General features: G+C 36.1%; 11 protein-coding genes. 3 read left to right on the top strand and 8 right to left on the bottom strand.

Annotated features, from left to right (window positions below):
- The first annotated feature begins 61 nt into the window (after positions 1–61).
- On the top strand, positions 62–1,915 hold the full coding sequence (locus tag CW752_RS06015) for an alkaline phosphatase family protein (RefSeq protein WP_101238844.1): 1,854 nt from the start codon (positions 62–64) through the stop codon (positions 1,913–1,915).
- Between the two features lie 78 nt (positions 1,916–1,993).
- Here the strand turns inward: CW752_RS06015 and CW752_RS06010 are convergent, their stop codons facing one another.
- Genes CW752_RS06010 through CW752_RS06000 form a run of 3 tightly spaced genes read right to left on the bottom strand, consistent with a single transcriptional unit; the run spans position 1,994 to position 4,314 of the window.
- Positions 1,994–2,479 (bottom strand): GNAT family N-acetyltransferase, encoded by a 486-nt coding sequence (locus tag CW752_RS06010; RefSeq protein WP_101238843.1) that lies wholly within the window; start codon positions 2,477–2,479, stop codon positions 1,994–1,996.
- A gap of 13 nt (positions 2,480–2,492) precedes the next feature.
- On the bottom strand, positions 2,493–3,908 hold the full coding sequence (locus CW752_RS06005) for a PLP-dependent aminotransferase family protein (RefSeq protein ID WP_101238842.1): 1,416 nt from the start codon (positions 3,906–3,908) through the stop codon (positions 2,493–2,495).
- Positions 3,909–3,951: 43 nt separating this feature from the next.
- Positions 3,952–4,314 carry a hypothetical protein gene (locus tag CW752_RS06000; RefSeq protein WP_101238841.1) on the bottom strand — a complete coding sequence of 121 codons (363 nt, stop codon included), beginning with the start codon at positions 4,312–4,314 and terminating at the stop codon, positions 3,952–3,954.
- A 198-nt stretch (positions 4,315–4,512) separates the two neighbouring features.
- Here CW752_RS06000 and CW752_RS05995 point away from each other — a divergent pair, with 198 nt between their 5' ends.
- On the top strand, positions 4,513–5,805 hold the full coding sequence (locus CW752_RS05995; protein WP_101238840.1) for a DUF389 domain-containing protein: 1,293 nt from the start codon (positions 4,513–4,515) through the stop codon (positions 5,803–5,805).
- A 216-nt stretch (positions 5,806–6,021) separates the two neighbouring features.
- Here CW752_RS05995 and CW752_RS05990 read toward each other — a convergent pair whose 3' ends face one another.
- From CW752_RS05990 to CW752_RS05970, 5 genes are all read right to left on the bottom strand, one after another.
- Positions 6,022–10,824 (bottom strand): DNA repair ATPase, encoded by a 4,803-nt coding sequence (locus CW752_RS05990; RefSeq protein WP_101238839.1) that lies wholly within the window; start codon positions 10,822–10,824, stop codon positions 6,022–6,024.
- Positions 10,825–10,948: 124 nt separating this feature from the next.
- A complete protein-coding gene (locus tag CW752_RS05985; RefSeq protein WP_101238838.1) occupies positions 10,949–12,970 on the bottom strand; it encodes an SPFH domain-containing protein in 2,022 nt (673 codons plus the stop codon).
- Positions 12,971–13,087: 117 nt separating this feature from the next.
- On the bottom strand, positions 13,088–13,738 hold the full coding sequence (locus CW752_RS05980; protein ID WP_101238837.1) for a hypothetical protein: 651 nt from the start codon (positions 13,736–13,738) through the stop codon (positions 13,088–13,090).
- Between the two features lie 3 nt (positions 13,739–13,741).
- Positions 13,742–14,443 carry a PspA/IM30 family protein gene (locus CW752_RS05975; RefSeq protein WP_101238836.1) on the bottom strand — a complete coding sequence of 234 codons (702 nt, stop codon included), beginning with the start codon at positions 14,441–14,443 and terminating at the stop codon, positions 13,742–13,744.
- A gap of 19 nt (positions 14,444–14,462) precedes the next feature.
- The gene (locus CW752_RS05970; RefSeq protein WP_101238835.1) at positions 14,463–14,858 is read right to left on the bottom strand and encodes a YbjN domain-containing protein; all 396 of its coding nucleotides are present in this window, start codon (positions 14,856–14,858) and stop codon (positions 14,463–14,465) included.
- A gap of 99 nt (positions 14,859–14,957) precedes the next feature.
- Here CW752_RS05970 and CW752_RS05965 point away from each other — a divergent pair, with 99 nt between their 5' ends.
- Positions 14,958–15,605, top strand: a complete 648-nt coding sequence (locus CW752_RS05965) for a helix-turn-helix domain-containing protein (RefSeq protein WP_410493631.1) — start codon at positions 14,958–14,960, stop codon at positions 15,603–15,605.
- The last annotated feature ends 269 nt before the right edge of the window (positions 15,606–15,874 follow it).

Below are 15,874 nucleotides of genomic sequence, written 5' to 3'. Positions count from 1 at the left end.
CTTTACAATAGTTAAAAATAAATTACTATTTGTAAACTTTTTATTTCGAAATTTCTTTCCCATGAAAACAAAACTATTCTCAATGGCAGTGGTAATAAGCTGCTTCTTTGGAGCCCAAACCAAAAAAGTTCTTTTTATTGGTATTGATGGTTGTCGTGCCGATGTTATGATGTCAACCAGCATTCCTAATATTCAAAACCTTATAAGCCAATCCATTTACTCTATTGACGGACTATGCGCCGCAACGACGTGGAGCGGAAATGGCTGGAGCACTATGCTTACAGGTGTCTGGCATACCAAACATAATGTACAGGACAATAACTTTACCAGTCCTAATTTTGTCAATTATCCCGACTTTCTCACAAGAGTGGAAAACTACAAACCTGGGTTAAAGACTATTTCCCTTGTTAACTGGGCACCCATCAATGATAAAATTATCAAAACAGCTGATGTAAAAAGTAATCTCGGAAGTGATCTGGCAGTGAAAAATGCGGCTGTCAATGCTTTACAAAATGATAATCCTGATATTCTCTTCGTTGATTTTGACGATGTGGATCATGCCGGACATTCTTATGGGTTTTCTTCCAATGTTCCACAATACATTTCTTCTATTCAAACTACAGATTCTTATATTGGAGAGATTGTAAATGCCATGAAGAACAGGTCCTCTTACAATAACGAGGACTGGTTGGTGGTACTCACTACCGACCATGGTGCTGTAGACAGTTCTCATGGTGGAGGAAATCTTTCAGAAAGAAATATTTTTACCATTTATTCTAATCCGGGGTTTGTTCCACAGCAGATCAGTAAAACGATTCTGGAATCTAATAAAACCTTCAACCAGCTTAATTTACCGGCTGGAATTTATGCCAAACCGGTGAATCAAGCTCCCTTCAATTTTGGAGCAAATCAGGATTTCACCATTGAATTTTGGGTAAAACCCAATGCAAATTATTCCAGTGATCCGGTGTTCATAGGTAATAAGAACTGGGCCAACGGAAAAAACAAAGGTCTTGTGCTTTCAGGATATTCCGGACAGACCTTTAAAATGAATATCGGAGACGGTACCAACAGAATAGATCTTGTAGGAGGAAAAATGGAAACCAATAAATGGAAACATATTGCCGCCAGCTTTGACAGAGATGGTCTTGTAACACTTTACGAAGACGGTGTTCCTGTTACTTTTGCAAAAATGAATACCATCGGAAATATCGACTCGGGGCTTCCTTTTACTTTAAACCAGGATGGTACCAATGTGTATGGACAAAACCTTGCAGCCTCTTATAAAGACGTAAGAATCTGGAAAACCGCCCTTCCTAATGATGTAATTATTAATTGGGCTAACCAGGATATTACCTCATCTCATCCTTATTATTCTCAACTTCTGGGCAATTGGAAATGTGATGGGACTTCAGGAAATGTATTAACAGATTCCAGCCCGAATGCCAATAATATGGCTGTTACAGGATCTGCGACTTATACTCCCAACACTGTTAATAATTTTAAAATTTTTGATTATACCTCAACGACCAGAGAGACAGATCATTTCCCAACAGTATTGAACTGGCTGTGTATTCCGGTACAATCTGCATGGGCAATTGATGGAGTCAACAGAATTCCGACTTGCACAAACGAATCACTGGCGGTTAAAGAAACCAGGAAATCCACAGATTCTTTCAATTTATATCCCAATCCGGCTTCAACGAACATTAATGTACGATATCAATCTGAAGATAAAGAGGTTAAAGCTACAATTACAGACCGTAAAGGTTCAGTTATTTCAACCCAAAGCCTGCAATCTTCAAAAGGATTTTATAATGAAAAAATAAATATAGAACATCTTTCTACCGGAATGTATTTCATCACAATAAGCGGGAGCAAACATTCTGTGACAAAGGCTTTTATTAAAAAATAAAATAGTAACAATTAGATTTAAACCTGATATTAGAACAAGGAAATTGCTATCCGAGTTCTAATATCTTTTTTATATAAACTAATTCTTGAGGTCCAATTCCATCTGCACATCAACCCGATCATATCCTGCATTAGTTACCGGAATATGTTTGAAGCCCAGCTTTTCGTATAATTTTATAGCAGGCACTAAGATTGAGTTGGTTTCCAAAAATATTTTTTCGGCTTTCAATTCTTTAGCTTTTTCTACTAAAGCATTTCCCAACAGGTATCCAATCTTCTTCCCTTGAGCTTCAGGACTTACCGCCATTTTTGATAATTCAAAGGTAAGAGGCTCATCATTAGCTTTTACTAAAGCACAAGTCCCCACTACTTCACCATCCAATAAGGCAAATACAATATGGCCTCCTTTATTTAAAATCTTCTCCTCCGGATTATCGAGTAGTTTATAGTCACCTTCTTCCATTACAAAAAAAGTTTTGATCCACTCTACATTTAAAGTTTTGAATGCCACTTTATACTGCGGTTCGTACGCAATAATTTGGACTTCATTCTTAATTTCATTCATCGTATAGGGTTTATTATATTCTATTTTTAATCAGTTTTCCCAGCTTTTCAAGATCGCTTTCCACACGGTCTGTCCATTCTAATGCATAATTCAATCTCATACAGTTCTGGTATTGATTATATTGTGAAAACATCCTTCCGGGTGCAAAATTTACTTTCTGACTAAATGCTTCATCATATAAATCTTCCGTGCAAATTCTTTTATCCAGCTCCAACCAAAGCATGAAGCCTCCTTTAGGTTCTGAAATTTTGGTATTATCCGGAAAATATTGGGTCACCGACTTCTGAATCTGAAGATAATTGGCATACAACTTCTTTCTGAACATTCTTAAATGATGATCATAGCGCCCATGCTCCAAAAAATCAGCAATCACATCTGAAAATAAGGACGGGCTGGAAACAGTCTGAACCAGTTTCTGACGGATAATTTTATCTTTAAATTTTCCCGGAGCAACCCAACCCACGCGATACCCGGGAGCCAATGTTTTAGAAACCGAACCAACCCACATCACAATACCGGCTTCATCATAAAACTTACAAGGTTTTGGCCTTCCTGCTCCAAAATAAATATTCCCATACACATCATCTTCTACCAAGGGGACATTATGCTCCGTAAGCATTCTGACCAGTTCTTTTTTATTGTCATCAGGCATTTGGAATCCTAAAGGATTGTTATAATTAACTACGAAACAGCATGCAGAAAGTTTTGGAAGTACTTTTTTCAGCGCATCCAGGTCTACTCCTGTAATAGGATGGGTAGGAATTTCCACGGCCTTTAATCCTAAGAGTTGGATAGCCTGCAGGATACCGAAATATACAGGAGTTTCTACTGCAACACAGTCTCCGGGCTTAGTAACTGCCATCAGGCAATTATAAACGCCGTTCATTGCTCCGGAAGTGATAACCAGGTCATCTTCTGTAATTTTTCCTTCCATTACCATTGCCCATTTGGCAATTTCGCGCCTAAGTCTTTCACTTCCCTGTACAGGTTCATAATTCGTTCCGCTATCATTTTTCCTTTTCATAACGTCAATCATGCATTTTTTCATCTTGGCTACAGGAAGAAGGCTTTTCCCGGGAATTCCCAATGCAAATTGAGTAACTTCTGTTCCGTCAATAGTTCCGAATACTTTACCAATAAGATCCTCCGGAGGATTTTCCCCTTCAGACACTTTCATTTTAGCCACAGAAGGCAACGCCAGCTTTCGTTGGGACGTTTGGCTTACGTAATAGCCGTATTTTGGACGCGACTCTACAAGAGAACGGCTCTCAAGCTCCATATATGCCTGTTTTACAGTATTTAAACTGACATTATATAACTTTTGAGCACTTCTCAATGAAGGCAACTTATCACCAAATTGTAATGTTTCGCTTTTGATCTGTTCGGTAACAGAATTGGCTATTTTAAGGTAAAGAATATCTTTAGACATTGATTACTGTTTTAAGTAAATGTACAATTTTCTCCCCTTTTTATCATTGGTTCAGCCAACTGATCATTTTTTGGATACTGCTTTTTAGCTGTTCCTCATTTCTAAAATTAGGGGTATTATTCTTTTTAAAATAGCTCTCAACACGGGTGAAAAACTTTTTTTCGTCTGTTCCCGAAATTTCTTTTTCAGGATAAATTTTAAAACCAATTCCTCCTTCCTTTAAAATAAGACTGGCAAATGAAACAATCTTGTTTTTCTTTTTGGCTAAAAGGAATGGAATTCCGAAATCCTGATTTACTTTTTGAGTATTTTGTAGCTGTAAAAAAATACTTTTCAGCGCCCACATGTCTGAAATATACACTTCAGCACATTGAAGCTGTTCCTGATGTTGAACGTTGGTTTCCATACTATTCTTCTTTACACAAACAAAATTATGGAGTATTCAACATTAGATACAGATACAGAATAACAGAATATAATGGATACAGATTTCAATACAGCATGCATACACATAGATAAAATTCTTTCAAACTTTTATTTCATTGAATAAAGAAAACAGAAAATTACATTTATTTGTTTATTTTTAATAAAAAGATTAGATATAATGATGGGAAAATTTTTTAGGTTTATCAATCTTCATTTTGGAGAAGAAGATAAACACAGGGTTCTTGAGAATGTTACCGAAAACATTTCATTTCGAGGCTCCAACCTCTGGATTCTGGCCTGTGCAATTGTGATTGCATCTGTAGGTCTCAATGTTAATTCTACAGCAGTTATTATTGGTGCAATGCTTATATCTCCCCTGATGGGGCCGATAGTAGGGGCAGGATTTGCACTGGGAACATATAACTTTCAACTGCTTAAAAGATCAATGAAAAATCTGCTGATTGCAACACTGGTAAGTTTATTGGTTTCTTTTATCTATTTTTCCTTGAGTCCATTTAAGGAAACTCAATCGGAGCTTTTGGCTCGTACATCCCCCAATATTTATGATGTACTTATTGCCTTTTTCGGGGGGCTTGTTGGGGTTATTGCCATTACCCGAGTAAAACAAGGAAATCCAATTCCCGGAGTGGCTATTGCCACCGCCCTGATGCCTCCTCTCTGTACTGCCGGCTATGGGCTTGCTATTGGCAACTGGAGTTATTTTATAGGAGCCTTTTATCTTTATACAATCAATTGTTTTTTCATTTGCATTGCAACATTTCTTATTATCAAATACTTAAAATATGAGCCTATTGAGCTGGTAGAAAAAAAGTATGAAAGGCAAATACGATATGGGATAACAGCATTAATCATTATCATGATTGTTCCAAGCTCTTATCTTGCTTATAATCTGCTGAACCAGAAAAAGTTTACCCAGAACATTGATGAATTTATCAATAACGAATTTACACATAAGGGATACACTCTCATTTATAAAAAAGTAAATTACAATTCTTCTCCGAGAACGGTGGAATTGGCTTTTTTATCTAAAAAGTTTGATAAAAGCGAGCTCGACAGTCTTAATAAAAAGCTTAATGATATTGGAATAGCCAATACAAAACTGGTGATCAAACAGGATGCAACTGATCTTAAATCGGAGATCCTTAATGAAATTGGGCAACGAAATAATGTATTATCCGAAAAAGATATCGTCATCAATCAACTAAGACAACAATTGGACAGATATACGGTAAAGGATTCTAGTCTTATCAAAGAAATTAATATCTTATTTCCGGACTTTAACCATGTTTCCATAGGTAAAATAACTAATTTCCCCAATACCGACAGTGCCAATGTTAGCACCATTGTACTCTACCAATCTAAAAAAGAAGATAAGGTACAGGAAGAAAAAATGCAGCAATGGATTTCTGAAAAACTTTCTGATAAAAATGCTAAGGTGATCCGTCAGTAAAACGTAAAAAATAAAAAACTGCATCCGTACCATTGGATGCAGTTTTTTTATTAAAATAGCCATTCTGCTGTTATTATCTTCTTTACAATAAAATTAATATCGTCGTTAACTTCCGGTAATTATTACTGAAAGTAATCCCAAGCCCTCCAACGCACACAGCTTCCAGCTCCCAGCCCCAAATCTGATTACATCAGAAATCCTTATCCCCAACTGACATTATTCTACTTTTTTTAAAGCTTCTTTAATCCCTTCCAATCCATCTCCGAATTGGGCTAGCAAAGCAACGATCTGAGACATTCTATCATTTTCACCCAGCCCTTTTAGGGTTTTATTTTTTACAAAGGTTTTTTTGATCTCGTCCCAACGTTCTGTTTCTTCCTCTGAAATTGTTCCGATCAGTTCTTTCAACTTTAACATATTGGCTTCTGCTCCTGTAGTCAAAGTTTGGGATTCATTCTGATAATGATTCAAAACGATTTGTATGACTTCATTGGTTTTCAGGATAGGTTGAATTTGAGCAATCAGCTTATTCATATTACGATAAGATCCCTGAAGTTTGAATGGAGGTTCATTCCTATAATCGTCAGACATTGCTGCAGATAAAATATATTCTTTATTCACCTTCAAAACCATATCCCTTACTCTGATGGTATTCTTCAATACAGCCCTGAAATCTGATATTTCATTAGAACTAAAGTTCCCTTTTAAATTATCTGCCGGATTATCCGTCAGCACACAATCGTACAACTCATATAGGTTTTCTACTCCCGGTTGTGTCAATCTGGTCAGATACTCATTAGACATAAGCGCATTTTCTATAAGGCTCAGATCGAAAAGATCTGTTTTTGCTCCTGAAATCTCTCCAAGGTTATAAGTATCCGAACGGTTAGCCAGCATATCAGGAATTTTAAATTTCTCACCGTTTTCAGTATATGGATTTCCTGCCATTACCAGACAGAACCTCTTTGAACGAAGATCATAGGTTTTGCTTTCTCCATTATAAATTCCTTCGATTTTTCTCTGTCCGTCGGCAAGTGAAATAAACTTTTGCAAAAATTCAGGATTACAATGCTGAATATCGTCTAGGTATAGCATGACATTGTCCCCCATTTCCAAAGCAAGATTTAACTTTTCAAGCTCTTGTCTTGCTCCTGCATTTTTTGCTTCCGCAGGATCTGTCGAAACGATATCATAGCCTAATGACGGTCCGTTGATTTTCATAAAAACCAAGCCCATACGTTCTGCCATATATTCCATCAAAGTAGTTTTCCCATATCCCGGAGGAGATACCAGAAGAAGCATTCCCATTCTGTCTGTTCTCTTATCTGAACCCACCGTTCCCAATTGCTTGGCAAGGTTAGCTCCAATCAAAGGAAAGTAAACATCATTAATCAACTTATTTCTCACAAACGAGCTTAATACCTGAGGCTGAAAAGTGTCTAGTTTTAAAGCCTTTTTCTTTTCATCTACCCAACTGAACTTCAATTCCTGAAGGCGTTTATATTGAGGAACTGTGATTGTATTAAAGTGATTCAGGCGGGATACGAATTCAAAATAGTTAAGAGAGTATTCTGTATCCTTTTCAAGAGACTTTAGATCTTTAATGGTTGTTTCATAGGCAATGCGTTTGATATTTTTCGGATCAAACTTTTGAGTGATGATAAATCCAACCGTTTCTGTTATGATTTCTTTAGCAGATTCAGGACTAAAGGCCTGTAATGCACTTTCTGCAATATAATAACAGGCCGAAGGATATGGATACATTGCCTGCATTTGGGCCATAAATTCCAAATCCTTTCCCCTACCTTTCAGTTCTTTTATAAATGTTTCATATAAAATACCTGCTTTTTCTGAAATTAAGAAGCCTTCTTTATTCTCTTGTATCAGATAAACCGCCGCATTGATATAATTTGTCGCTTCAAAGATGTTATTTCCTGATGCAAAAGCTTTCATTTCTTCTGCCAATTCTCTGTTTAGGTAATCAAATCCTTGTTTTGCGGTGAAAGATTGAGAAATAATGACTGCAGCTTCAAATTGTTTCGTATAGTATTCTTTTCTCTCTCCCTCCAGAAAGAACCAAAACAGCTGTGCCAGAGCTCTTTCTTGTGCAACAAACCTCATCAATCCCAATTCATTATGCATTTGCTGGAGTTTGGTAACAATAATCTGAGCATCCTGATCATGAATTCCTTTGACTAATCCTTCTCCAAAATGTTCTGCCGTAAATTGTTGAACCGCCTTTTCATTTTGCTGTTCTGTAGCAATTTCCCTATGCATTGAAAATACATTCCATGCGAGGTATTCAAATCTTTTGACCTGGCTATTTTCTGAAACGAATTCCTGATTCCAAACTTCTTTAAATTCGTCTGCTGCATTAAAATTCAAAGGTTCATAGAAACTCGTTCCGGTAAGGTGGTAATAATATTGAGCATTTCTTAATACAAGAGTAAGATCCAGCTTCTGCTGGTTGACTGCAAATTTATAATCTCCCAGAGCAATAACACTTTCTCCGTCTACATAGATCTCTTTTTTATCCTTCAGCTTTCTTACAGATTCCTGTTGTGAGGTTTTTAAAAGCGTCTGAACCTCTTCGGACTTTGCAGAATCTTCCATCTCAGCCAATTGCCTGGCAAGATCTCTTACTTTTTCTACCATCAGATCTGAAGCGAAATAACCATTGATTTCGTTCTCAGAATCAAACGATTCCGCTTTCGTCTGAATAGACTTTAAAATTCTTTGAGCCGCATCAAAAAGATTCTGTGTTCTTTTATTCCTCGATTCTGTAAGTTGTACTCTTTTATTCTGGAAATGGCCATAAACTTCTTCTCTTTTTTGCCCTATCTGCTGAATAAATTCTTCAAAATCGATAAATTTTGTCTCCATTTCTTCCAACTGAATGGAGAGCTTGGTTAAATATTCATCACATTTCTCAGGCGTCTGCGAAAGTTCCAGAAAATTGATCACGGATTGATCAAACAATGTAATTTGTGCCTGAAAATCTGAAGACAATTCTTTCCCTGAAATCTCTCTTTTTCTTTTGCTAAGCTCTAATCTTTCCTGATTAAGCCTTGCAAAGATCAACGAAATATTTTCGATAATCTGAGTGGATTGCGAAGTATCTTCTATTTTAAGGTTGTTGACAATATCTACCAACAGTTCCAATTGCCCTGATAGTGTAGAGATATTTTCATCAATGATTTTTGCATCAATTGCTTTCTGTAGTCCAATAATTTCTTCAGAAATCTTTTGTGCTTTTTCTTCATAAGGCAGTAAAGCACCTTCTTGCAAGAGAAAGTCTACACAAGCATTGGAAAGCTCCGTATATCGGTCAGATAGAGATTTTTCTAAAGAATCCAGAAGGTGAGAATCTGCATATTTAAGCTCTCTGGCTCCTGTTATTTCTCCTCTTAAAGCTCTTATTTGAGATAAAGCATCAATATATTCTGTAAGCTGGGAATAGTGAAGCCTTTTGGTGTCATCAAGAATCTTATCACAGGAATGTTTTATTTTTTCTAAAGCTTCTTCTGTATTTTTTCTCTGTTCTACTACCTTTTCGTATTCATTGATAGCAGAGTGGGCAATGGCTCTGATCTCTTTCAACGGTTGATCTAACTTCTGAACTTCTTCTTCTCCCAAAAAGTAATAGGTATCCAGAATGAACGTGGCAAGTTTAACAATATCACTATAGAGTCCGCTGTAGGAATCTTTTTTATTCAAAAGAGTAATCAGTTCCTGGCTTTCTGCCATCACTCTTACAATATCCTTATTTCCTATTTTATAGAGTAAACTGTCCGCTTTTTCAGCATTGGGTAAAAGCTCCTTCGAAAAAGGGGTTTGCCAGATCTGAGCCAGATGATTCTTAGTTGTTTCGATACTTTCTCGAAGATAAATCAATCTCCCGTCACTCAGGAATGTAAATCCACTGCATCGGATGGGTGTTTCTATTGTCTGGGTAATGATATTATAGGAGATCAGCTGATAATTATTTGTTTTATCATCATAGAAAACATATAAAAAGTTCTCTCCGTTCGGCTCTGTCACTGTTTTCAAGTAATAAAGCCTATTTTGATCCTGAGAAATTACTTTTAAACCACCCGTTTGAAGAGCATATCCATTTGAAAATAATACTCCTTGGCTTTCCGGAAGTAACAAGCCTGAATATTTAAGAGCGTCTGCCCTGGATACAGTCTTTTCTTTATGATTATAAATGAAATAACGTTCTGTTTCCTGGTAAGGTTTTATTTTAAACAAAACAAGGTTATCCAGATCACAAAAGTGGATCTCTGCATCATCCAAATTCTGATCTTTATGAATTACATCTTCAGAATAAATCCCTTTTCCGGTATCTGTATTATCTTCTACTTTGATGGTAATATCGCCACCGATGCTTTCTACAAAAACCTTATCGGCTAATGAAACATGCGGATGTTTCCCTGATCTTTGCATATCCCTTGTAGCTTTTATCCATACAAAATCATGTTGTTGAGGATAAGCTGTTTCAGAGGCGCTTCTTGAGTCTACATAGACCAGCTGGTTGTCTTTAATCAACCATTTAAAAGCTTTAATATCCGTAGTACTTTCCGATAGTTGAAAGACCATATGCAGATAGTTCTCCGTAAAAGTGAATCTGGCAAAGAAAGTATTCCGATAGTATTTATAAAGATTTTTAAATTCATCAATGAATACCTCATCATTGATCAAGGTATAATCTTGAGGTTCAAATCTGTTTTTATTGATTTTGTATATTGAGAAAACGTCCGAAATATTGATTTCAGTTTGTAAACCTAAATGGGCATTGGACCCAAATATCAAATAATCCGCTAAAGAATAAATATCTTTGGCAATACAGTTATGATCTGTGGAAATTCTTTCGTTAGCAATCAATGAAAAATCTATTCCTCCGAAGATATTTTTACGCCCTTCATTAAGCAATTGCAACCTTTGGATAAGATCATTCTTCTGGTCATTCAGACGGTTTTGAATAATTTCGTAGGTTCCGGAATTAAGTTTTTCTGACATAGTATTTGATTAAGTTGTAGTTACTGCCACTTAGCAGTTCTTTATATAAACCTGGTAAAAAAACTCTCAAGGCTTGTAAACAATACCGCGATGAGAGTTTTTTTAATTATTTAACCATTATTGATTAAATGTGATTATTATTCACCGGTTTGTTGTCTACTCCCAAATGTCTTGCCATGTCAAGAGCTCTTTCTAAAATCCCACTTTCCTGTTGGTTGGCTACTCCTTTAAGTTTAAAAATCAAAGAAGCAATACTCATATTTTTAATATCCTCAGAAGAGATTTTATATTTATCTACCATTCCCATTACTTTGCCGATGATATTCTCACCATCACCAAGAAGGTTCTCTTTTACCATTTGTGCATTCTCACTGTGACTGATAAATTTATCAAGCCCTTTTCCGGCAGAAACCTGGCGGATGACATTATCAAAGAATGTATTATCACCTCCAACGATATCAATTTTCGCAGATTTGAATGCCTCGGCAAGTACCAATGATTGTGCATCTGCAATATCTTTCTGAATTGCAATCTGAGCCAATTCTACATCTTTTTCTTTTGCCAGTTTCAGACGGAACTCTTCGTGATCTTTTCCTGCATCGTTCAACTTTTTCATGGCTTCAGCTTTCTCCGTGATTCCTGCAGCTTCTGCCAATGCTTTTTCTTTGATAACTTCTGCCTGTGCAATACCTTCTTTTTTGGTAGCATCTGCTTTTTTCTCGATCACGACAGCTTCTACAATGCCTTGTCTTTCTGCCGCATCTGCTTTGGCATGCATTACTTGTGCTTCAGATAAACCTACAGTTGCTTCTTCTTTTGCCTTAGCATCTGCAATAATCTTACGAGCTTCTGCTTCTTTTTCTGCAGCATCTCTTTTCGCCTGCGCTTCAATCACATATTTCTGAGCATCTTTTTCAGCTGCCAGTTTACGTGCTTCAGCTGCTTTTGTTTCTTCAATCAGTTTTTTCTCTGCTTCCTGCGTTGCCAATGTAATTTCAACCTGCTTGTTTCTGTCCGCTGTTTTGAAAGCTTCAAGATCTTTGATTCCCTGCTGCTCTTCCACAACTGTTTTCTCCATAGTCAAACGCTCACGGATCGCATCCTGAATGCTTTTCTTCTCTAATTCTATTGCTTTTTCTTTTTCAATTTGTGCCAGAGAAACGATTCTTTCTCTTTCGGTTGCTTCCAAAGCTTTATCTTTCAATACTCTTTCAGTTTCTACTAAGTCTGCACGTTCTTTATTTTTAGCCGCAATGACTACCTGACGAAGTTTGTTTTCTTCTGCGATTTGTAATTTTTCTTCTGTGGCGATTCGAACAGTCTCATATCTCAGGCGCTCTTCTTCTTCTACTTTTAAAATTTCCGCATTTTCACGGGCTTTAATATTGGCTACTTCTCTTTTTTGAGATTCTTGTTTCTCTGCCAATTGTTTTTCCAGTTCAAGAATAGCTTCACGTGCTTCTACATTCTGTTTAGTGATCGTTTTTTCTTCATCACGACGAACCTGATTTGCTTTAATATTCTGAGTAGCCGTAAGTTCCGTAATCTTTTTAATCCCTTCAGAATCAAGGATATTATCTTTATCTAATTTATCAATAGAAGTCTGCTCCAGATAGTCGATGGCACAATCATCCAAAACATATCCATTCAAATCTGTTCCGATAATATCTAAAATCTCCTGGCGGAATTCGCTTCTTGCCTCATACAACTCGGTAAAATCAAACTTCTTTCCGACCGTTTTAAGGGCTTCTGAAAATTTAGCTTCAAAAAGCTCTCTCAACGTCTGGGTATCCGAAGCTCTTTGACAACCAATGGTTTGAGCAACATTAATGATATCATCCACAGATTTATTAACACGGATAAAGAAAGCCACCTGAATATCGGCTCTCATATTGTCTTTACAAATTAAACCGGCTTTTCCTTCTCTTGAAATTTCTAATTTTTTCACAGAAATATCCATAGATTCCATACGATGAATGATGGGGATCACAATCCCTGCATTAAAAAAAACTTTTGTACCGCCATAGCCCGTTCTTAGAATAACAACACCTTGTACGGTTTTTTTATACATTGATAAAATCCAGAAAATCAATCCGATTGATGCTACTGCAATGATAATAATTCCAGCAATTAATGGTAAGTTCATAGTTTTATAAGTTTATTTATATATGAATATGTGTTTTTTTATTTTAAAAATATTGATAAAGAATGTCCAGAATATAATTCAGCATGATCAGAAAAATATAAAGCATAGTCTTAGTTTTTAATATTTTATCGATTGCTGTACATAATATATCCGCTTTTCAGGCTCTTCATCTATGATCATGACCTGAGTTCCGTGCTCCAGTTTTACTCCTCCTTTGCTTTTGACCATTAGCGTCATCGGATCGCTTCCGATAAAAACTTCCATCATCCCTATTTTATCATCCTGAATGCTTGATTTGAGACGACCTTCTCTTCCTAAAAATTCATAGGAAACTTCTCCCTTGTGATTAATTTCCCTGAAGAAAGGATTTAGCGGTTTCAAAATGATCTTGGTAAGCAACATTCCTATGATTAACAATGGAAATAATGCCAACACTCCCAGCCAGGTAGGAAGCGGAATAAAATAATTCAGATAAAAAGATCCCAACCATGTTATCAAAAGTGATAAGGTAAGAAAGTAGGTGATCGGAACAATATCCAGGTTAAGAAACTTCAGGAAATGCATCCATGCAGAAAGATCGTGATCAGGAGCATGAAAATGTCCATCCGGCCCTTCTACATCTCCATCCAGATCAGAATGAATCCCTACATCAATATCCAACCCGGTAAGAATCGTAAATACCCAATAGAGTACTGATAGTGCCAGCAGTACACTGAGTACTGTATTCACTGGTGAAAATGCTACATTTAAAAATTCCTGAAAGGTCATATATTAGCCTTTTTTAAGTGTTTCTTTCAATTTGGTCAAAGCTTCTTCAGCTTCCATATCGTTGTTTTTTACAATAGCATCAATCTCTTCATCAATCGTTTTCCCCGCTTTTGAAATATCGGAATAAGCTTCAGCCAAAGCCTCTTGCTGTACCACTCTTTCTTTAAGTTTTTCCAGCATGTTTACCGTACTTCCGGTATCCATCTGAGTCATTTTCTTATTGATATCTTTTGTCGCTTCACTTACCTGCACTCTTGCCTTCAGGGTTTTCAATTCGTTTTCCCACTTTGCAATACTCGATTTCAGATTGTTGATATTCGTTTGCATTTTTTCGCATTCTCCATTAAATTTTTCATGCTCTTTTTGCAGACTTTGGGCGTTTTCAAGTGAAGAAGTTTGTCTTTTTAATGCTTCTTTAGCCAAACGGTCCCCTTCCAAAACTTCAACCTCACCTTTCTCAGCCTTTTGAACAATGACAATAGCCTTGCTGTAATAATCTTTTGCAGCCTGTTCTTCCGCTTCCGCTTCATTCTTTTTACGAATGGCAAGGGCTTTAAGTTGTGCCAAAGCTTCAATGCTTTTCCCTAATTGTTCTTTCATATCACGGATGCCTTGTTCCGTTAAATTGATAGGATCTTCAAAACTGTCGATTACAGAATGGATCTCTGCTTTTCCTATTGTGAATAATCTTTTAAAAATGTTCATTTTAAATATCTTTTGTGAATTACTTACTCATTTCAAGCATCTCATTGGTAAATTCTCCTACCAGTATTCCCAGCGAATTGATAGAAGCCATTACTTCATTTTGTGCCATATTATCAGTAGGAAGAGTATCTCTGAAGATCACCCTTCTTCCCGTACTGTCCAGAACAAAAGCCCCGTGAACGATATCTCTGTTTTTCTGCAGAAGTCTTAAAAATATTTTTTCTGAGGGATTTTTTATTTCGAACAGGAATTGTTCCATGATCAGAATAGAATCTGATATAATAAGGATCATGTTTTTTATTCCGTTGGATTCTTTCTCAATAATTAAAATACTTTGAGTCTCGTCTTCCAAAGTGATGGTAAACTCATAATCCAATAACCATTCTTTGACTCTTCTAAATATTTGATTTTTCATGCCGGCTGGTTTAGTGTTTTAAATTCTTTACACAAATATAAAATAATATTTTCAAATTGCAAATATTTTTAGCAATTATTAATTTCAGAATCTTTATCTTTGCAAAAAAGATTAGACAAAATGAGCTTCTTTGGAACTAATATTAAAAAAATAAGACAAGTTAAAGGACTGAGCCAAAAGGCTTTTGCTGACTTATTTGATTTAAATAGAGGAGTCATAAGTTCTTATGAAGAAGGACGTGCTGAACCCAAAATTGAAACAATATTAAAAGTAGCCAACCATTTTAACCTCGATCTTGACAAATTACTTACGGAAACCCTACAGGTAAACCAGTTAGCTAGTGTTTCAGACATTGATCAACTGATGCTTTTCCCGGAGTTGGCCATACAAAACAGTAAAGAAGCAGCCAATTCACGAGAAACCAATTCCCCTAATTCTTTAATCCTGCAAAAAATATTAGCATCTGTAGATTTAGTGTACGAATTTACACCTGAGAAGCATTTGCTACCACAATATCAATTCGGAGATATTTTGTTTTTAAATAAAGCTGATTTCAACAAGGATGCAAATCACAGCCTATTAGTTTACATCAATGGAAATTTAAATTACATTTCTGAAGTCAAGCAGCCAAACGCAAAGGACTTTTATAAAATTGTAGGTCATGTTTCTACTACTGAAAAAAATATTTTCACTTCAATTTTTGAAAGATTGGAAAATTTAGAAAGAGTAAGAAATAAGCCCATATAGATAATTTCAAGATTTTTATCTCAAAGGATTAGTGATTCCACATTTTACACACTCATATGTAATCATGAATATCTGCTAATATTGGATCAGTCTTAAAAGCTGGGGATAATATTGATTGTATGAAATTTAATTCCGCGCAAAGTTTTTTAGAATCTTATTGTATATTTTTAAGAGAGCAAAGGACGGAATTAATTTCATTGATTCTTTCTAAGCGGATAAATATCCATAAAGCTTCTTCAGCGACAAAGTCGCACCCTTTAGCTCCTAAA

The sequence above is a fragment of the Chryseobacterium sp. PMSZPI genome, from assembly GCF_002835665.1.
GTDB lineage: Bacteria > Bacteroidota > Bacteroidia > Flavobacteriales > Weeksellaceae > Chryseobacterium.
Note: the sequence above shows the minus strand (reverse complement) of the source record. Positions and strands in the feature narration are given on the sequence as shown.

What these genes read in the sequence shown, in the direction of transcription:
- CW752_RS06015 (WP_101238844.1), top strand. Translation starts at nt 62, where the DNA reads ATGAAAACAAAACTATTCTCAATGGCAGTGGTAATAAGCTGCTTCTTT.
- CW752_RS06010 (WP_101238843.1), bottom strand. Translation starts at nt 2,479, where the DNA reads ATGAATGAAATTAAGAATGAAGTCCAAATTATTGCGTACGAACCGCAG.
- CW752_RS06005 (WP_101238842.1), bottom strand. Translation starts at nt 3,908, where the DNA reads ATGTCTAAAGATATTCTTTACCTTAAAATAGCCAATTCTGTTACCGAA.
- CW752_RS06000 (WP_101238841.1), bottom strand. Translation starts at nt 4,314, where the DNA reads ATGGAAACCAACGTTCAACATCAGGAACAGCTTCAATGTGCTGAAGTG.
- CW752_RS05995 (WP_101238840.1), top strand. Translation starts at nt 4,513, where the DNA reads ATGATGGGAAAATTTTTTAGGTTTATCAATCTTCATTTTGGAGAAGAA.
- CW752_RS05990 (WP_101238839.1), bottom strand. Translation starts at nt 10,824, where the DNA reads ATGTCAGAAAAACTTAATTCCGGAACCTACGAAATTATTCAAAACCGT.
- CW752_RS05985 (WP_101238838.1), bottom strand. Translation starts at nt 12,970, where the DNA reads ATGAACTTACCATTAATTGCTGGAATTATTATCATTGCAGTAGCATCA.
- CW752_RS05980 (WP_101238837.1), bottom strand. Translation starts at nt 13,738, where the DNA reads ATGACCTTTCAGGAATTTTTAAATGTAGCATTTTCACCAGTGAATACA.
- CW752_RS05975 (WP_101238836.1), bottom strand. Translation starts at nt 14,443, where the DNA reads ATGAACATTTTTAAAAGATTATTCACAATAGGAAAAGCAGAGATCCAT.
- CW752_RS05970 (WP_101238835.1), bottom strand. Translation starts at nt 14,858, where the DNA reads ATGAAAAATCAAATATTTAGAAGAGTCAAAGAATGGTTATTGGATTAT.